Origin of the sequence: Streptomyces hyaluromycini (assembly GCF_002217755.1) — a bacterium.
Taxonomy (GTDB): domain Bacteria; phylum Actinomycetota; class Actinomycetes; order Streptomycetales; family Streptomycetaceae; genus Streptomyces; species Streptomyces hyaluromycini.
On record NZ_BCFL01000027.1, the window covers coordinates 306,209 to 324,681 of the forward strand.

General features: G+C 69.7%; 16 protein-coding genes and 1 pseudogene. 11 read left to right on the plus strand and 6 right to left on the minus strand.

The features are described 5' to 3' along the window. Positions 1-6: 6 nt before the first annotated feature. Complete coding sequence (locus tag SSP29_RS37185; protein ID WP_089105317.1) at positions 7-1,137, minus strand: hypothetical protein; 1,131 nt, start codon at positions 1,135-1,137, stop codon at positions 7-9. Between the two features lie 128 nt (positions 1,138-1,265). Here SSP29_RS37185 and SSP29_RS37190 point away from each other — a divergent pair, with 128 nt between their 5' ends. Then, complete coding sequence (locus tag SSP29_RS37190) at positions 1,266-2,579, plus strand: helicase-associated domain-containing protein (protein ID WP_150135630.1); 1,314 nt, start codon at positions 1,266-1,268, stop codon at positions 2,577-2,579. A 9-nt stretch (positions 2,580-2,588) separates the two neighbouring features. On the opposite strand, the gene SSP29_RS37195 is transcribed toward SSP29_RS37190, so the two are convergent. Continuing rightward, a complete protein-coding gene (locus SSP29_RS37195; protein ID WP_145968996.1) occupies positions 2,589-3,887 on the minus strand; it encodes a hypothetical protein in 1,299 nt (432 codons plus the stop codon). Further along, positions 3,884-5,044, minus strand: a complete 1,161-nt coding sequence (locus SSP29_RS37200) for a hypothetical protein (protein ID WP_145968997.1) — start codon at positions 5,042-5,044, stop codon at positions 3,884-3,886. Before SSP29_RS37200 ends, SSP29_RS37195 begins: the two co-directional genes overlap by 4 nt. Before the next feature lie 99 nt (positions 5,045-5,143). On the opposite strand from SSP29_RS37200, the gene SSP29_RS37205 reads away from it, so the two are divergent. Continuing rightward, positions 5,144-5,848 carry a UPF0158 family protein gene (locus SSP29_RS37205; protein ID WP_089105320.1) on the plus strand — a complete coding sequence of 235 codons (705 nt, stop codon included), beginning with the start codon at positions 5,144-5,146 and terminating at the stop codon, positions 5,846-5,848. 11 nt (positions 5,849-5,859) lie between these two features. Here the strand turns inward: SSP29_RS37205 and SSP29_RS37210 are convergent, their stop codons facing one another. Continuing rightward, positions 5,860-6,174, minus strand: coding sequence for a hypothetical protein (locus tag SSP29_RS37210; RefSeq protein WP_089105372.1), 315 nt, complete (start codon positions 6,172-6,174; stop codon positions 5,860-5,862). Between the two features lie 866 nt (positions 6,175-7,040). Here SSP29_RS37210 and SSP29_RS60335 point away from each other — a divergent pair. Both SSP29_RS60335 and SSP29_RS37215 read left to right on the plus strand, forming a co-directional pair. Next, positions 7,041-7,448 (plus strand): hypothetical protein, encoded by a 408-nt coding sequence (locus SSP29_RS60335; RefSeq protein ID WP_150135632.1) that lies wholly within the window; start codon positions 7,041-7,043, stop codon positions 7,446-7,448. A 45-nt stretch (positions 7,449-7,493) separates the two neighbouring features. After that, on the plus strand, positions 7,494-8,438 hold the full coding sequence (locus SSP29_RS37215; RefSeq protein ID WP_150135633.1) for a tyrosine-type recombinase/integrase: 945 nt from the start codon (positions 7,494-7,496) through the stop codon (positions 8,436-8,438). A 29-nt stretch (positions 8,439-8,467) separates the two neighbouring features. On the opposite strand, the gene SSP29_RS37220 is transcribed toward SSP29_RS37215, so the two are convergent. Next, positions 8,468-9,610, minus strand: a complete 1,143-nt coding sequence (locus tag SSP29_RS37220) for a Fic family protein (protein ID WP_150135634.1) — start codon at positions 9,608-9,610, stop codon at positions 8,468-8,470. 359 nt (positions 9,611-9,969) lie between these two features. Here SSP29_RS37220 and SSP29_RS60340 point away from each other — a divergent pair. After that, positions 9,970-10,428 (plus strand): annotated as a pseudogene (locus SSP29_RS60340) (DEAD/DEAH box helicase); the annotation flags it as partial. A gap of 470 nt (positions 10,429-10,898) precedes the next feature. On the opposite strand, the gene SSP29_RS60350 reads toward SSP29_RS60340, so the two are convergent. Beyond that, the gene (locus SSP29_RS60350; protein ID WP_245883457.1) at positions 10,899-11,063 is read right to left on the minus strand and encodes a hypothetical protein; all 165 of its coding nucleotides are present in this window, start codon (positions 11,061-11,063) and stop codon (positions 10,899-10,901) included. A gap of 75 nt (positions 11,064-11,138) precedes the next feature. Between SSP29_RS60350 and SSP29_RS59175 the strand changes: the two genes are divergently transcribed. The 6 genes from SSP29_RS59175 (at position 11,139) to SSP29_RS37260 (ending at position 18,428) form a co-directional block, all read left to right on the plus strand. Beyond that, a complete protein-coding gene (locus tag SSP29_RS59175) occupies positions 11,139-11,276 on the plus strand; it encodes a hypothetical protein (RefSeq protein ID WP_174856040.1) in 138 nt (45 codons plus the stop codon). Continuing rightward, the gene (locus tag SSP29_RS59180) at positions 11,258-11,476 is read left to right on the plus strand and encodes an ATP-binding protein (protein ID WP_150135636.1); all 219 of its coding nucleotides are present in this window, start codon (positions 11,258-11,260) and stop codon (positions 11,474-11,476) included. Before SSP29_RS59175 ends, SSP29_RS59180 begins: the two co-directional genes overlap by 19 nt. A gap of 171 nt (positions 11,477-11,647) precedes the next feature. Further along, the gene (locus tag SSP29_RS37245) at positions 11,648-13,966 is read left to right on the plus strand and encodes an McrB family protein (RefSeq protein WP_123060339.1); all 2,319 of its coding nucleotides are present in this window, start codon (positions 11,648-11,650) and stop codon (positions 13,964-13,966) included. Between the two features lie 293 nt (positions 13,967-14,259). Beyond that, positions 14,260-15,459 carry an McrC family protein gene (locus tag SSP29_RS37250; protein WP_167450083.1) on the plus strand — a complete coding sequence of 400 codons (1,200 nt, stop codon included), beginning with the start codon at positions 14,260-14,262 and terminating at the stop codon, positions 15,457-15,459. 112 nt (positions 15,460-15,571) lie between these two features. Next, the gene (locus SSP29_RS37255; protein ID WP_089105323.1) at positions 15,572-17,215 is read left to right on the plus strand and encodes a TIGR02677 family protein; all 1,644 of its coding nucleotides are present in this window, start codon (positions 15,572-15,574) and stop codon (positions 17,213-17,215) included. Further along, positions 17,208-18,428 (plus strand): TIGR02678 family protein, encoded by a 1,221-nt coding sequence (locus SSP29_RS37260; RefSeq protein ID WP_089105324.1) that lies wholly within the window; start codon positions 17,208-17,210, stop codon positions 18,426-18,428. Before SSP29_RS37255 ends, SSP29_RS37260 begins: the two co-directional genes overlap by 8 nt. The last annotated feature ends 45 nt before the right edge of the window (positions 18,429-18,473 follow it).

An 18,473-nucleotide genomic window follows, 5' to 3' on the forward strand; every position in this document is an offset into this window, starting at 1 on the left:
GGGGTGTCACCGGAGGCCGTGAAGGTCGAGACGGTGAATGAGGCCGGGGCGGCGCTGGTAGCGCTCACGCAGGTTGACGAGGCGTTTTTGGAAGTCTGTGCTCCGTCCAGTGTGGGCGTACGCGTCACGCAGCTCCGCGATGAGGGCGACGGCCTGGTCGTAGGCGTTGGTCTTCTTGGTGGCGATGTGCGCCTCGATCTGCTGCCAGGCGGACTCGGCCTCGCTCGCGAGGCTCGTCAGGTGCTGGGCGCGGGCTGCGGCTCGTTCGTGTTCGACGCGCTGTCGGCGCTCGGTGCGCCGTGAGTGGGCGGCGTCCAGGAGCTGGGCGGCGGAGCGGCGCCCCGGGACGGTGGCCGGGGCAGCGGTGCCGCGCAGGCGGTACAGGAGTTCGGTGCGAAACCGGGGCTCCGGGCCGAGGGCGAGCCGTAGCAGCAGTGCGTCCTTCTCCCCCTGGGGCAGAGCGGCGATGAGCGGAGCGAGTTCCTTCTTCGTGGGCCCGGCCGACTTCTCGGGTGCGGCGGGACTGGCCTGGGCCGCGACTGCCAGCAGGTCGCCATCCACGCGCAGGAAGTCCACGAGCGCGCGCTGCGGGGCGGTCAGTTCGCTGAGCCCGGCCGGGACGGGCGGTTCGGGGCAGGTCCGGTACTTCTCTTCTTCGTCGTCTTCGAGTTCCCAGGCGGCGAGCGCGGAGAGCCAGGCGAGGTAGAGGGGGCGCAGGTCGCCTGTGGCGAGTTCGTCGCGTACGCCGATGAGGGCGGCCAGTGAGTCGTCGGCGCCTTCGATCCAGTCGCCGCCTTCGTCCTCGCTGGTGAGGTCGAGCAGGAGGTGGGTGCGGGTGGTCCAGGCGTCGACGTGGTGGTCGAGGCAGTACGGCTTCGCTGTGGGCAGGGCCAGGGCTTGCCTCGGCAGGCGGAACATCAGGCGGTGGGTGCCCCAGTTGGTGACGTACAGGTGGGCGTCGAAGTGGCGCTCGACCATGCGGCGCGGATTGCCGCTCAGGTCACCCCAGTTGTAGGTGTTGGTGAAGCTGGTCGCGGTGATTCTCGCCCGGGTGGAGATGGCCCGCAGTTGCTCCTGCTCCTCGCGGGTGAGCGGACGGTCGAGGGCCTGGAACTCGTAGTACTGGTACTCGCTCACACGGCGGACCCTATCGCCGCCGCAGGTGGGCTCGGACACGGAGGGACCACGGCAGCGGAGCCGACCGGACGCCGCGCTCGAACGCCGGAGGGTGAGCCGAGGCGAGCCGTAGCGGGGAGGAGCGTGCTGTGGCGGTGTGGATCGAGCGGGCGATGGAGCACGATGCGAGAACGGAGCTCGCGGCCGTGCTGCAGCTGGCCGCCGCGGGCAGGCTGCGGTGCAGCGACAAGACGAAGCGCCCCTCCGCGGCCACCCTCCGAGCGCTGGGCGAGGTTCTCGTCGGTGGTGACTTCTACGAGGGCGAGGCGGTCAGGGCCTTCGCCTGGCCGCTGCTGCTCCAGGCCGGCGGTCTCGCCGAACTGTCCGGTGGCCGCCTGGAGTTGACAGCGCGGGGTGGCAAGGCGCTGGCCGCGTCGGCGCACGAGACGATCCGCCACCTGTGGCGGCGTTGGCTGGGCCATGGGGTGCTGGATGAGTTCAGCCGGATCGAGGAGATCAAGGGCCAGCGCGCGGCGAACGTCCTCAGTGCGGCCGGTCTGCGCCGCAGGGCGGTGGGTGCGGCGCTGGCCGAGTGCTGTCCGCCGGGGGAGTGGGTGACGGTGGATGAGTTGTTCAAGGCGATGCGCGCCGCGGGGCATGACCCGTATCCGGTCCGTTCCGAGCGGGCGCTGTGGGAGCTGTATCTGGAGGACGCGCAGTACGGCAGCCTCGGTTACGACGGTTATCACGACTGGCCGGTGCTGCAGGGCCGTTACACGTTGTGCGTGCTGTTCGAGTACGCGGCCACGCTCGGCCTCGTCGATGTCCAGTACATCGACCCCGAAGGTGCCCGGGACGATTTCCGCCACATGTGGGGCGCCGACTGGCTGGAGCGGCTCAGCCGCTATGACGGGCTGCTCGCCGTCCGGCTCAATCCCCTCGGCGCGTACGCGACGGAGCACGCCGACGACTACCGGCCGGGCCCGGCACCGGCCGGTGCGGCGCGGCATGCGGTCAAGGTGCTGCCGAACTTCGACATCGTGGCACTCGACGGCCTGGCCCCCGCCGAGGCGCTGCTGCTTGAGGCCTTTGCCACCCGGTCCGCCGACCACGTCTGGACGCTGTCCACGGCCTCCCTGCTGAAGGCCCTCCACGCAGGCCGCGGCATGGAGGAGCTGCGCCGCTTCCTGGCGGAGAGCAGCGCAGGAGAGGAACTGCCGCAGACCGTCGCGGCCTTGCTGGCTGACGCCGCCTCGCGCACCGAGAGGGTACGGGATCTGGGTACGTGCCACCTGCTGGAGTGCGTGGACGAGGCGCAGGCCGTGATGATCGCGAAAGACCGCAAGGCGGGCGCGCTGTGCTCCCGGATCGGCCCCAGGCACCTCATGGTGGCCCCCGGCGACCTGTTGGCCTTGCGCACCGCGTTGCTGAAACTCGGTTGCGTACTGCCCGCCCGGCCCTGAGCGGGAGGATCACATCCAGGGTGTGGTCCGTGGGGCGTGGGCGTGTGCTCGGAGTGCGGTCAGGGCGGCGGCTCGGCCGGTGGGGGTGAGGGAGATTGTGGAGCGCCGGCGGTCACGGTATGCCAGGAATTCGAGGGCCTCGCCAGGACGGAGCCACTGCCACAGAAAGTGGCGGGTGTCGTCGGAGCGTGGGGTGCTGCCGTCGGTGAGGGTGAACGCCTCGGCGGCCAGGGTGTGCACGGCGGCGGTGAGGTCGTCGAGTGTGAGTTCTCCGCCGAGCAGGGCCGCCGCGGCGGCCTCGGCGAGGTCGGCTCGGACTCCGTCGCCGAACCAGGCGCGGGCGGCGGTGGCCTGTAGCAGGGCCGGGTCGGCGAGGTGCTGTCGGCCGCGGGTGGTCAGTGCGAGTTTGCGGTGCCGCTTGGCGAGCAGTCGGGCCGCGCGGGCCAGTTCGTGCAGTTCGGCGAGGCGAACGACGTCGTACTCGGTGCGCGGCACCATGCCAGGTAGGTACCAGTTGTAACGCTCGGCGGCCTCGATGACCAGAGTCCGCGGCAGGTAGCCGGCCTGGGTCAGCGTTACCCCGTCGCCTACCGCCTCCAGCAGCCAGCGAAGGGGTTCGGCCGTGTCGGCGGGCGTCTCGGGCGCCACGCTCAACAGGTCCATCACCGTGCCGCGCATGCGTTGCCGGGCTGGGGGCACCTCCCACGCCCTTAAGGCAGTGGGGGAGGGTGGGGCCTCGGCCCAGGTGCGGCGGCGCTCGCTGTGGACGGCGTCAAGCGGGGTGCGGCCGTCGTGCGCTGGGTGCGGGGTGGTGAGCCAGCGCTCCACGTGCTGGATACGGGCGGTGGTGTAGCCGCGGGCGCCGGGCACCAGCGCGCCGTCGTCCAGTGCCTGCTCCAGCAGCCGGGAGGCGTTGCTGCGGACGACGGCCTCGTCGATACCCATCACCGGCCCCCAGCTGAGCAGGTCGGTGTCCGGCGGGGTCACCGGGGAGGCGTCCACGGCCCGCCGGTAGGTGGCCCGCCCCTGATCAGGCGAGTGTTGCCATGCGTCGAGGATCTCGCGGGTGGCCTCCGAGGTGCAGACGGCCGCGGCCCTGGGCCGGCCGGCGTCCTGGAGGAGCTCGGCCAGGGAGGTGAGGATGTGCGGATATTCGGCGGGCTCCGCCATCCACTTGACCGGCAGCTCGTACCAGCAGAACCGCTCCACGTCCTCCTGGGCGAGCGAGCTGGCCGGGCCGCCGCCGTCCGGCAGTAGCCAGCCGAGCAGCCGGTCCCTCACTTCCCTTTCGTCGCCTGTCCGCGTCATGTGAGGCCTTCCCCGTCGAGTTCGATGGACCGGCACCGTACCCAGTCCCGATGGAACCCCGGCCGGTCCGCAGCCCGTAGCACGGCGCGGGCGCTCGCGCGGTCACCGAGCTGCAGGGCGCTGGAGACCATGGCCTCCAGCGGTTGCCAGTCCTCCGAGCCCAGCACGGTCGCGGTGGCGGTGAACCGGTCCACCGCTCCGGCCGCGACCTGGGCGTAGACGCGAAGGCCCAGGATCTCGCGGGCGCGGAAGTCCCAGCGGGCGGCGGCGTACTCGCTGTGCAGTGTGCGGGTCAGAGTCTCCACCAGGTCCACATCGCTGCGGACCCCGGCGTGCAGGAACAGCTCGGCCTCCTGCTGGTACGTCCCGCCGAAATCGCCGACCTCACCGAGGAGTTCAAGGAAGTCCTGCCAGAACACGTTGGCGGGCATCGCCGTCCGGCGCCAGGGGACGGCGGCGTACTCGGCCACCGCCCGGCGCAGCCATTCGCCCAGTGTGCCGCACGAGTCGTCGCACACCCGCAGCGCCCGCACCCCGCACGTCAACGCGGCCCGGCGGACGGCCAGCAGCTTCGCCGTGTTCCCGTCTGGTTCCCCCACCTGGGCGACGGTGGTTTCCGCCAGAGCCTCTGCCACCGCCATCGTCGCCCACTGGCCATGATGCCGATCCAGATCTACAACCTCGGCGAATGCTTTGTAGGGACCCTGCGGCGACACTGGGAAGCGCGGCCATGCTCCGGTCAGAGCCCGCTCGGACAGGCGCCGACTCGGAGTCCGGCGCATGGGCGCCGTCTTCGCCCGCCCGTCCAGCGGCTGCTTCCACACCTTGGAACGGGCCCGGGCGACGACCTTCGGATCACGCGCCGCGCCTCCGGCCAGCTCGGCCGCGCCGAGTCCGGCCGCCATAAGGCGCTCCCGTAGATCCAGCAGATGGCTCCACAACGGTTCCAGATACGTCCCGCGCATCACCCCACCCGACCGCTCCCGCGTCAGGCGAACATCGAAGGCCTCCCAGTCGCCGCCGCAGTCCACCACGCACGCCACGGCGAACCACACGTCCCAGTACGACCACTCGCCAGAGGGTGCCGGATGAGGCCACGGTTCCGGGCCGAACGTCGGCGGCCTGCGCCTGCTTGTGGCCTTGTCCGCTGTGCTCACCAGCGCATTGTCGCACCGGAGACGACGGCACTCGCAGCGTACGACGGAGGTCCCCCTGTTCGAGCACAGCCGAGAACTTGGGGGAGTAGCCTCGCGGCCATGACCGGGGCATGGACCGACCACGCGCTGAAGGCGCTCCGCGCCGCCTGCCACACCGCGGACGGCCCGTCCCTGCTCGCCCTGCTGCGTACGCATGACCCCGCCGGCGTGCTGCAGCAGTGTGGAGACGCACTCACCGCAGCAGTTTCCCGGGGCCTGCCCGGCGCCCAGGAGGCGGCGTCCACGTGCGCATCCGCCCTGCGCGAACGGGGCTGGCCCGGAGACGAGATCCTCGCCGAACAGCTCGACATGGTGGCCGGTGGTGCCGTCTTGGTACTGCGGCCGCTGCCGGTTGACCTGGAGGAACTCTCCAGTCTGCTTGAAGGCGATCCGGCCTGGAGTGGTGGCCGTATCGACCTGGACACCGGTGAGTGCCGGCCTGCCCTCGCGGACACGGAGGAGTCCTGGGACGAGGACGAACCGGAAGGCACTGAGCGGTGGCTCGACGTCCCGTGCGAGGGATCGCGGGACGCCTACCGCGACATGGGGGACTTCATCACCACCCTCGACGACCCGGACCTCGCCCACTACCTCGGCATCGCGATCCAAGGTCCAGGAGTGTTCCGCCGCTTCAAGGACATGCTGGCCACCTCACCGACGGAGCTCCAGAGGTACTGGTTGTTCTCCGCGGAACGGCAGCAGGCCCGGGCCCGGGCCTGGCTCGCCGATCACGGCTACCGGCCGACGCTGTCGGGCGGCCACTGACCCGGGCGCCATCACGGTCCCCAGTGCCGGTAGGCCTCGATCCACTCAGCTCCCTCGGGTGCCGGATCCGGCAGCGGAAGGTCGAGAATGCCGATCGCCTGCCGGTGCCTTCCTCGTGTACAGACCGCCACGATCTGGCTGCCGGGCAGCAGGTTCACCTTCTTCACGGTGACCTCGACCCCGAGGACGACCGTCTTGAACGGGACGGCCAGATGCTCTGCCAGCATCGTGTAGAGGCCCGTGAGCTGCTCCCCGTCGTCGTAGGCGTCGACGGTGGCCTGCTCGACCAGCTCATCGAGATCCGCGTCACTCAACTGCCCGTCCACAGGGAACACGGTACCGGCGGTGCCCGCAGTTCCCCTTCCTCGGTCAACCGCCGAGAGCTCCGCCCTGAGCGACGACGGTCGTTCCTCCCGCCCCGAGGGCAGGCGTGCTGCCTGGCAGCACGGACCAACTCCCCAGTTACCCATCGCGGGTTGGCGCCGAGGAGCCCGCCGACTGCACGGCGCTGATCAGGCACAGGCTCCCCGCTCGCGACGACCGCTGGGCCATGGCTCTTGAGCAGGGGGAACCAGCCATGTTTTGGGTGCCCCATAGGGCTCGAACCTGTGGCTGACCGCTCACAATTTCGAGCCATGGTCGCGGGGCCGTGACCTGCTTTTTTCCCCGGTTTGGGCGGGATTCCGCCCGCTCGGCCTTTCCTGGCTTTCCCAGGGGCGCACAACCACGAGCACCGCGGCTGAGCGAAACGCGTCCCTGACCTGCGACGATGCCCAGGCAGCGCTGACCACAGGTTGGCGCCCCCGGCAGGACTCGAACCTGCGGCCAAGCGCTTAGAAGACACAGACCCCATCATTCTGTAAACGCTTCTGACCTGCACTTTCATGTCAAAATGATGACCCGTCAGGCGTTTTGGGGGACGCATGGGGGACAGGTGAGGAAGGGAGGCAGCCGGATGTAGGGGTGGGTAGTCGGGGTTGGTCGGTGGCAGCCGGATGGTGCACTCGGGGCTTGTGGTGCCGGTGTGTCTTCGGGAGCGGCGTGTTCTCGCGCGGGGTTCGAGTGAGGGGGCAGGGCACGTGTGAGCCCTGCCGTGAGTGCGGGGCGGAGGGGTATCCGTGCCTGCGGGGCCCGGAACGGCTTTGTTGGCGCCTTGATGCGTATGGGCCTCTGGCGAGGGCGCCGGGGAGAGATGATCACGATGGAGATCTCCTACGACGTGCGGGTGTGGCAGATCGACACCCGACAGAGCCAGCGGCGGGATTCCTACGGGGTGCACTGGTCGGTGGCCGGTCGCAGGCGAGGCAGGACGTTCCAGACGTACGCGCTTGCGGACGGGTTCCGCGCGGAGTTGTTGGCCGCGACACACCGGGGTGACCCGTTCGATGTATCGACCGGACTGCCCGCGTCCCATGGACCCCGGGCGTCCACGGTCGGCTGGTACGACTTCGCCCTGCAGTTCGTGGACTGCCAGTGGCCTCGCGTATCGGCGAATCATCGCAGGAACACGGCCCGCACGCTCATGATCGTGACTACAGCACTGTTGACCCGGGATCCGCCAGGTGTGGCCCCGCGCAGAGTCCGTATCGCCTTGCAGTAGTGGGCCTTCAACACCGGCCGTCGCGACAGCGCGCCGGATGACGTGGTGGCGCTCCTGGGCTGGGTGCGCCGGCACACGCCGACGATGGAAGTCTGGAACGATCCCGCTGCGGTCGAGGACGTGCTGTTCGTGCTGGGCACGCTATTGGACGGCACCCCGGCCGCGGCTTCCTCAGTGCAGCGGCATCGGCGGGTACTCAATCTGGTCATGCGGTATGCGGTCCGTCGCCGTGTCCTACCGGAGAACCCGCTGCCCAGAGGGCGGGGCGGCAAAAGCAAGGGGACTATCGCAGTCGACCGCCGTTGCCTGCTCAATCCCCGACAGGCTGCGGGACTGCTGGACCGGGTGCGTCGTCGCCCGCGCGGCGGCGCCCGGCTGCACGCGTTCTTCGCCACGCTCTATTACGCGGGTATGCGACCGGAGGAGGCCGTCGCTCTGAGAGCGAGTGATTTCGTTCTGCCGCAGTCGGAGGAAGATGACCAGTGGGGCGAGGTAACCGTCCACGGCGCGGAGCCCGAGGTGGGACGGCAGTGGACGCAGACCGGAACCGCCCACGAGCAGCGTGGACTCAAAGGACGGGATGAGCGGGAGACGCGGTGCGTGCCGTGCCACCCAGCCCTTACCCGTGTGTTGCGAGACTACGTCGCTGCCCAGCAACTGCGCCCTGAAGACCGTCTGTTCGCTGGGGAGCAGGGCGGCGTCCTCGCCGGTTCCGTCTACCGACGTGCGTGGCGGCAGGCTCGGCAAAAAGTTCTGCCACCGCACGTGTACGCGACGCCGACCGGGAAGCGCATCTACGACCTGCGGCACACCTGTCTGACGACGTCGCTGGACAGCGGGGTGCCGCCGGCGCAGGTCGCCGAGTGGGTGGGCACCAGCGTAGCCATGCTCTTCGCGGTGTACGCGCACTGCATCAGCGGTCAGACCAAGGAGCTTCAGCGCCGTATCGAGGCGGTGTGGGACACTACGTCCCCTGACGCGGCGGCGTGACGATGGGGCCTTCGTTATCTGTGGCGGGTTCAGGACTGCGGGCGGTAGGGATCCGTGTACGGCTCCATGGACTGACGGACTTCGTCCCGGACCGGGTCCATGAGGGGCCCGGGGGCGTAGTAGCGGGCGCGGGCCTTTCCGTGGGGGACGAGCCAGCCGCGGATGACGAGCTCTCGGATGTCGCGGATGGCCTGTTGGTCGCTCAGGTCCGCGTCCTGCTGGTAGACCGTGCGGCGGACCTTCGCGTCCGAGAAGGCGGGCAGGAGGGCGTAGACGACGCGCTCGTCCAAGCCCGTTGCTTCGACAGCATCGACCAGGCGGGTCCAGGCGCGGGACATCACGTCGAAGCGCCGCTGGGCTTGCTGTGCCTGGCGGTGGTGGGCGGTAAGACAGAACCGGATCCAAGGGCGGGTGTCCCGTTCGGGGCTCCAATGCGGGCCGCCTACGTCCTCCAGGACCTGGTAGTAGGCGTACGTGTTCTGTCCCCGGCCGAGCCATTCCTCGATGGAGGAGAACTCGGGTGGCACCAGAGCCTCGCGGGAGAACACCAACGTGGACAGGGCACGGGACATGCGTCCGTTGCCGTCCTTCCACGGGTGGATCTTGACGAGGTTGAGGTGGGCCATGGAGGCGCGGACGTGTACGGGGACGTCGAGGTCGCCTTCGTTGAGCCAGTCGATGAATTCCCGCATCAGCGCGGGGACGTCTCCGTGGTCAGGCGCGGTGTAGGCGGGGACCAGGGGGTCGTCAGGGCTCGTGACGTAGACGGGGCCGTCGCGCCAGCGGCCGGGGCGCTTGTCGAGGTGGTGGCCTTGCAGCATGAAGTGCAGGCCGTTGAGCAGGCCGGCGTCGTAGCGGAAGTCGTCGCCCGCGTCGGCGAGGGCCTGGATGTAGGTCATGCCGCGCTGGTAGCCCTCCAACTCGGCACGCGTCTTCTCTCCGGTCTCCAATGGTTCCTCGCCGGACATGAGGGCTTCCACGTCGTCCACGGTCGCGGCGTAGCCCTCGATGGTGTTCGACCCGGCGATCGCGCGGGCGGTGAGGTTACGGCGCAGCTGGCGGGTCCAGCGAGGAGTGGCCCGGAGCATGTGTCGCAGGGCTCGGCGCATGGCCTCGAGCTCGTCGAGGACGCGCAGATCGTCGGGGTCCAGGGAGGGTGTCACGTACAGCATCACTCAATGACACGATAATTGTGTCATTGAGTCAAGTCAGCGGAGGAGGTGCGCGAGGATAGGCAGGGTGAGCGACCGCTAATCGGGTGTTGCGGCAGCAGCATGGTGAGGGTAGGTGGGTTGATCGGCTGGAGGCGTCACGAAGTGGTTCGGCACGCGGGCATGGGTCTCCATACATGGCATGACAAGGGGGCGGGGGCACCGTGGACGTATTCAGAGCGCATGAACAGCTCATCGAGGATTACGACGAGTTCACGCGTTCGCTGGTCTGGGTGCGCGACCCCGCCATCCGTGCTCATCTCAAAGAGGAGCGCGACCGCAAGACCCGCTGGCCCGACCCCTGGATCTCGCTCAATCCGATGTTCCGCAAGGGCGGCACAGTGGCGGAACTCACCGAGCCGCGGGACGGCGAGCCTCCGGTACTGGCCCCACTGTGCGCCCAGTACTTCCGGGACAAGCAAGCGGTAGAGGACGTGGACGGCCGGGAGGACGTCACCCTCACGCTCCACTACCACCAGAAACAGGCCGTCGAGATCGCGGCGTCCAACAGCTCATATGTGCTCACGACGGGAACAGGGTCAGGCAAGAGCCTGTCGTACCTGCTGCCCATCGTGAACGAGGTCCTCAAGCATCCGCGGCCGGGCACCATTTCCGCGATCATCGTCTATCCCATGAATGCGCTGGCCAACAGCCAGATGGAGGAGCTCAAACGTTACCTTGAGGACGGTGTGCTGGCCGCGGACCGCAAGGTCACCTTCGCCCGCTACACGGGGCAGGAAAAGCTCAAGGACAAGCAGTCGGTGCTGGCGAGCAAGCCGGACATCCTGCTTCTGCCGCGAATGTGGCCACGACTACCCGGCCGTCACCTACGACAGCCGACAGGAACGCTATTTCGCCCGCAAGGACCCCGAGGCCCCGGCGGAGGCGGGCGACGGGTACCTCTTCGTGGACGAGGAAAGACCCTGGCCCAGCGATCCCGAAGAAGTTCTCGACCGTCTTCCCGCCAGCTGGATGGAGACCGACGACAAGGGTCGGCGCACCGTCGTGAAAGCCCGCAAGGACGACCTTCCGGTCGAGGTCTGGCTCTCCCCGCATTCTGGAAGGCGGACCACTCCGAGGCGGTGAAGCGCAGGGGTTCACCACCGGGGTTCTTGGAGTCCCGGACGGCCCTTGCGCCGTTGGGGAGTTCGGCGACCTCGACGCAGTCGTGCTCCGCACCGCTGGCGGATGCCTTCCGCCAAATCGCAGTGTTGAGGTCATACGCGTGCAACTCGGCTTTGCCGGTGGGTCACTTCCGGTGCCGCTTCTCCAACTCGGTGATTCTCGCGAGCGAGTCCTCCACAGGAAGTGCCGTCGCACGAATGCGTTCGAAGGCTTTGGCGAAGGGCGCCGCATCGTCGCCCTCAACGTACGCGGCGCCGCTGAGGTTTTCCAGGAGCACCACCGGTGGCATCGGCCGGGGGAACGTGGTGAGGGTGAAGCCGCCCACATCTCCGCCTCGCCCTCGAACCTTTGCGCCGTCAGGGAGTTGACCCGCACCGAACTCCTCGCGCAGGGCCTTGTCCCCGGCGTCATCGACGCCGCGCAGCTGGTCCTGTACGAGCTGGTCGGTAACTCCGTACGGGCCTGCGGGACCACGTCCCGCTCGTGGTCGAGGTGTACGTGACGTCGTACGGCATCGCGCTGAACGTGCACGATCCGGACCCCGGTGTGCTGCCGAGGCGGCGTGCGATCCCGCTCGACAGCGCGGAGGCGGAGGGCGGGCGGGGGCTCGGGCTGGTCGACCTGCTCGCGCCGGGGTGGCATGTGCGGTGCTCGGCGATCGGCAAGCAGGTGCGGTGCAGGGTTCCTGCCGAGGAGCCTTGACCGGAACCGGCCGACCCGCGACGCCGTGTCCGGCAGCGCACCGCTCCTCCGGGGCGGCAATGACACCGGACGTGCGTTGTCAGTGGTGGCGGTTATGTTGGAGGCGCTGGAGCCGATCTGTTCGGGGAGCCGCGTGGGTGGTCGGTCGTAGCCCACGGGGAGGGGGATTTCATGAGTGCCGTCACGGAGTTGAGCGCGCGGTCGGTACACGCCGCCATGAAGGTCCTGCACAAGCTGCCGGCCAGGCACGGGCTGGCGTTCACCGAGGTGTGGGAGCGCGTGCAGGAGATCGATCCCACCGTGAAGACGGAGTGGGACGAGGAGTTCCCGGACATCGCCACCAACGCCCGGACTAAGTTGCAGTACGACAGCATCAACCTCGTGAAGGCGGGCTGGCTCCGCAAGACGGGTCGGAAGTGGCGGCTGACCGGCCCGGGGCGCCAGGCGTTCACCGCGTACGAGGGGGACAAGGACGCGCTTCTGGCGCGCGCCTTTGCGCGGTACGGGTACTGGAGCACCGAGCGCGCGGCCTTCAATCAGGCAGCGGAGTTGCTGGAAATGCTGCCCGATCGCAATCAGTGGGTCGCGACCGCCGACCTCGCGGCGGCCGTTGGGCTGGAAGAGGAACCGCTGCGGGCCTGGATCCAGGCCGGCCGGACACTCGGCTGGCATCTCGCCTTGGGACAGGACGGAGAGGTGCCTGAGCAGCTTGAGCTGACGGAGGGCGAATACGACGAGTGGCGCATTCTGCTGGAGGAGAGCCGTGTCTACGACCTCGCGGCCTCCGGCGGCCGGGCGGTGCGAGCGAAGCTCGATCGCAGGCTGCCGACCGAGCAGCTGGCCGAGCTGGTGGCCGAGCAGGGCACCGCACCCGCGAAGACCGAACCGCCCCGTCGTGCCTGGCTGATCCGTGGCATGGACCTCGCCGGGGCACCCCTGATCCGCTCCCTCTGGCGGGACAAGGGCGTCTGCACTCTTGCCGCGGACCGCCTCCCCACCCTCGCACCGATGACGGATCCGGGCGAGGTCCGCGAGATCGTCGACACGTACTACACCGATCTGAGCCAGGCCCGCCGTAGTGAGACCGCCGCCTCCTTCCAGGCGTTCCTCTCGCGGATGCGGCCGAACGACATCGTCATCACGACCGACGGCGACCGCATCTACCTCGGCGAGGTCGGGGAGGGCGAGATGACGCAGACGGCCACCGGCGACGGGACGGTACTGCAACGTCCCGTGAAGTGGGCCAACCTTGACGACAAGCCGCTCACCCTCGACGACCTGCCCCGGCACCTCACCGGCCCCCTGGGCAATCCGAACGCGGGCCTGCTGGAAATCTCCGAGTTCACCGCGGACCTGGAAGTACTCCTCGACGAGGACCCCAGCCGAACCCCGAGCGGCGCGGTTGCCGACGCCGAACTCCCGGACGCCACACAGGAGCTGGCCGACAAGCTGACCATGCCGGATACCGAGTGGCTCCAGGAGTGCGTCGAACTGCTGCGTGACCGGCCCCAGTTGATCCTCCACGGCCCGCCCGGCACCGGCAAGACGTACACCGCCCTCGCGCTGGCCCGCCATCTCACCGGCGGACGTGAGGCCAACATCCGGTTGGTGCAGTTCCACCCGGCCTATTCCTACGAGGACTTCTTCGAAGGCTTCCGGCCGCGTGCCGTTCCCCTCGCGGCGAAGGAAGGAAAGGAGGGCAGGAAAGGGGCGGCCGGTTCGCGCACCGGGCACGACCGTTCACCTGGCGGGTCGGCTGACGGCCGGGGCCTGTCCGACGCCGGTTCGGGCATCGTGTTCGACCTGGTACCGGGACCGCTGAAGACGCTCGCCGAGAACGCCGAGGACAGCAAGGGCGAGACGTTCGTCCTGGTCATCGACGAGATCAATCGTGGACACCTCGCCAAGGTCTTCGGTGAGCTGTACTTCCTGCTCGAATACCGCAAGGAGTTCGTGCACCTGCTCTACGGCTCGGACGAGGGCCACCGGTTCCGGCTGCCTCCCAATCTCGTCATCATCGGCACGATGAACACCACCGACCGCTCCATCGCTCTCATGGACGCGGCCATGCGTCGGCGTTTCTCTTTCATGGAACTCCACCCGGCCCGGGAGCCGGTCAGCCTCTTCCTGGCGGAGTGGCTGAAGCAGAAGCAGCTCCCGCCCGACGCCGCCGTTCTGCTCGACGCCCTCAACGCCCGTATCGAGCAGGTCCGGCTGGACGACCGGGACTTCCGGATCGGCCCCTCCTACTTCATGCGGCCCGCCGTGTACACCAACCCGAAGGGGCTGGAGCGGGTCTGGAAGCACCAGATCCTCCCGCTCCTCACGGAGCTCCACTGGGGCGACGATGACGTGGACGTGAAGGCCGAGTACGGCCTGGACGTGCTCCGGGAAGCGACTGGTCTGACCACGGAGACAGGTGACACGGACGGCGCGGTGCAGGCCGCGACGCTGAACGGCGTCCCGTCAGCGCCGGGGGCGGCGGAGTGACTGCTGCGGGAGACGACGCGCAAGCCGCCCTCGTGGTCGCGGAGACGGCGGCGGTCGTCCGACCGGGCGCCCCGCTGCCCACGAGGCCTCCGCTCGCTTCCGGGACCCCGGCCGTACCGGACCCACGCCGTCCTCGGGGTGCGTCGCGTCGCGCATCCCCGGTGCCGTCGGCGAGCCCTTCGCCTCCGACCCGTCCAGCGGGTACCGGGTGGCCGGCAGAAAGACGTGCCCTCCAGCCCGTCGACGTCAGGGAGGGCGCGGGCTGGCATGCCTGGCCGCTGACCGACGCCCAGGTGGACACCCTGAACACGACGGAAGCCCGGAAACTCGTCGACGTCCGTCCCGCTCGGGACCGCCGGGGCGGCGCACGCTGGGAAGTCCAGGCCAGACGAACCGTCGGCGCCGTCAGACTCGGCGAGGGCGACGGCATCGTCGTACTGCGCATCGCCCCGAAGATCACTGTTGACCGGCTGCTGTACCTGCTGGCCCACGCCCAGGACAGACGACTGCGCTGGCAGCCCGACCCCGTCGACGCCTCTGTCCGGAGGGATCTGTTCCCCGCGATCGCGACACTCTTCATCCGCGCCGCCGAACGGGCCCTGCGTGCCGGTCCGCTCTCCGGCTACAGCGGCCGAGAGGACACCGCGATGATGCTGCGCGGCCGACTCCGTGCCGCCGCCCAGCTCCGTCGTCGCCCCGGCCTCGCCCTGCCACTGGAGATCGCCTACGACGAACACACCCCCGACATACCCGAGAACCAGCTCCTGCTCGGCGCCGCCCGTCGGCTCGCCCGCCGGGCGGACGTTCCGCCCGGCCTGCGTGCCAAGCTGCGCCGGATCGACGCCCGGCTCGAAGGCGTCACCGCGCCGCCACCCGGCGCCCCCGTGGCCGCCTGGACACCGAACCGGCTCAACGCCCACTACGTTCCCGCGCTGCGGCTCGCGGAGATCGTTCTGCGAGGGGCCTCGTTCGAATACGAGGACGGTCGGCACGTCAGCGTGGACGGGCTGCTGTTCAACATGGAGAAGGTCTTCGAGGACTTCCTCGCGAACACCCTCGGCGTGGCCCTCGAACGGCACATCGGTGGACGCAGCCAGCCTCATCCACGCACTCACCACCTCGACGACGCGAGCGAACACATCCTGCTGCCCGACCTGGTGCACCGGCTTCCCGGAGCAGACGGCGGTCTCCACCCCGCGATCGTCGTGGACGCGAAGTACCAGGAAGGAGTCAAGCGCGAGAACCTCTACCAGATGCTGGCGTACTGCACCTGCTTCGGGCTGGCCGAGGGGCACCTCGTGTCCGCAGCGGGCGACACCGACGGCACGCCCGTACGTGTCCCCGTCCCCGGGGGCGCTGTCACGCTCCACCGGCACGTCCTGGACCTGAGGCTGCCGTACACCGAACTCGCCGCCAGAGTCGACGAACTGGCCCGGACGATCGCCGCGGCCCGGACGACCACCCCGCGGCCCCGGGCGAGGGCAGCGACATGACCGGCGTAGGTGTGCGTAGGGGTCGTAATCAGGACAGTTCGCCGGTAACCACCCGCGGGATCCGGCCATTCGGGCGTGGCTGTACCCGGGCCGCGAGGACCATGGACGCGCCATGACGTCCCCAGCAGCCGGTCCCGAAGGATACGCCGATCGCGCGGACGGCGCCGCGCGCGCCGACTACGGTCCCTTCGCGCACCTCACCGTCCCCAACACCGCCCTCTACCGCAGTGTGATGCGTGTGTTCACGGAGGCCAAGGAACGCTTCGCGGTGCACCTGCGGCCGGAGGACGTGTACGCGGCGCTGGCGGTGCCCGAGCGGCCGTCGGACATCGACGCCCTGGCCAAGGCACTGGACAGCCTGGACGACTGGGGCAACCTCCGCGCCGACCCGGACACGGCCCGGGTCACAACCCCTGAGGACTTCTACCGCAAACGCTTCATCTACCAGCTCACCCAGGCAGGGGAGGCCGCCGAGGTCGCGCTGGGAACGTACGAGACGACGCTCGGCAGGCGGGGTGAACTCCAGGCCGTGGCGCTGCACGATATCGTCAGCCAGCTGCACGCCCTACTCGTCATCGCCGCGCAGGACGAACCCGATCCGGCGAAGACCCACCTCACGCTGGTGGCACTCACGGAGCGTTTCACCGCCCTCGCCGACAACGCGCGCGCCTTCATGGGCTCCCTGCAACGCACCATCGACCTGCACGGTGTCGAGGTGGACGCCTTCCTCGCCTACAAGGACCGCCTGATCCAGTACCTGGAGCGGTTCATCCAGGACCTGATCACGCTGGGCGGCCGGATTGCCTCGCTCATCGGGACGCTCGCCGAACAGGGCGGTGTGGAGCCGCTGTTGCGCCTCGCGGCAGCCCGGGAGGCCGTCGACGCGGCTCCCGGCGAGACCGAGGCGGCCGAGGAGGAGGCGTACCGGCGCTGGCGGGCTCGCTGGCGCGGGCTCGCCGACTGGTTCGTGTCGGAGGAGGGCAGGGAGTCGCAGGCCGGCCTGCTGCGCAGACGGGCGCTCGGGTCGATTCCACAGCTCCTGTCCGTCGTACGCCAGTTGAACGACCGGCGGGCGGGACGGACGGACCGTTCGGCGGACTTCCGGGAGCTGGCCCGCTGGTTCGCCGAAGCCCCTGACGACGAGGCGCGGCACCGTCTGTGGCGGGTCGCTTTCGGACTGCATCCCGCGCGGCACCTGACCGTGGACGGCGACACCCTGGCGGCCCGCCAGGCCGAGCCGGTGCCCGCCGCCATCCCTTGGCGGGAGGCCGAACCACTCCGCATCAGCCCGCAGTTGCGCCGCACCGGCAGTTATGAACGCCGTGGCAAGCCGCGCCGGGTGGCAGACCGGACCGAGGCCCGTCGGCAACTGGCCGAACTCGCCGCGCGGCAGGCCCGGCAGACGGCCGAGGCCCGCGCGGCGCTCGCCACCGGCGGCGAAACCCGGCTGTCCCGGCTCGGCCAACTGGACCCGACGGCCTTCGCCCTCTTCCTGCGGCTGCTCGGCGACGCGCTCTCGACCTGGCGTCCCGGCATGACCCGGACGGTGGCCACCAGCGGCGACGGCTCGATGGAGATCCGGCTGACCGCCCTCGACGACGGGAGCCGGGCCGAGATCCGCACCCCGGTCGGGGTGTTCCGGGGGCCGGACCATCTCGTGGAGATCATCGACCTGGCCGAGGTCCGCCGGCGCGACGGCCCCGTGGACCGCACCCCGCCCGACGACCCGGAAGACTCGGAGGGTTTCCATGGCTGAGCAGCTCGGCGAGGTACTGGAAGGCCAGCGCGCCGCCGACCTCCAGAAGGCGGCCCGCGCCCTGCTGAAGGAACCGCTGCTGACCGTCGACGGCCCGTACCCGGACGAGTTCCGTCTGGTCCGCCGGTACGAGACGGAGCTGCGCGAGTGGTTCGATCGTAACGTCGGCTGGTCCCTGCGTGTGGACGCGGAGGCCGCCCGGCTGCGCAAGAATCCGGGTACCCTCACCGACGCCACCCACCCGGCCCGCGAGCCGAGCCGTGCGGCTCTGCCCTTCACCCGCCGCCGCTATGTGCTGCTCTGCCTCACTCTGGCCTCCCTCGAACGTGGCGAGACACAGGTGGCCCTGGGCAGGCTCGCCGAGCAGGTGGTGCTGGCCGCCGCCGACCCTCATCTGGCAGCCGCGGGCATCACGTTCACCCTGGAGCGCCGGGACGAACGCCTCGACCTGGCGGCCGTCGTACGGCTGCTGCTGCGGTTCGGAGTACTGCGCCGGGTGGCCGGCGACGAGGAGGCGTACGTCAACGGGGCGGGTGACGTGCTCTACGACGTGCAGCGCAGGGTGCTGGCCGGGCTGCTCTCGACCCGCCGGGGGCCGTCCATGGTGACCGCCACCGGCCTCGACGAGCGGCTGACGGAACTGACCGCCGAGGCCGCGCTGGACAGTGACGAACTCCGGTTCCGGGCGATCCGCTGGAAGCTGACCCGCCGCCTGCTCGACGACCCCGTGGTCTACTACGACGAGCTGACCGAGGACGAGATGTCCTACCTCACCCGGCAGCGCGGGTTCCTCACCGCACGCATCACCCAGATGACCGGACTCGTCCCCGAGGTGCGCGCCGAGGGCATCGCCATGGTCGACCCGCTGGACGACCTCACCGACGTACGCATGCCGGAACAGGGCACCCGCGGTCACATCACCCTGCTGCTCGCCGGACACCTGGCCGCAGGCGAGGGACGCGTCGGCCTGGAGGAACTGGAGCGCAAGGTGCGTGAACTGGCCGTGGAGTACGGGAGTTTCTGGTCGAAGTCGGCCAAGGAGCCCGGGTCCGAGGCCGAGTCGGTCGCGTGGGCCGTCGAACGGCTCGTGGCCCTCGGGCTGGCGACCCGGACGGCCGACGGAATCATGGCCCGGCCCGCTCTGGCCCGCTACGCGGTCGGCGTCCCGCAGGTCAGGGAGAGCGGAAGCCGCGATGGCGGAGGCCGCCGGTGACTTTCCAGCCGACCGCCCACCCCGTCCCCCTACAACGAAAGGCCC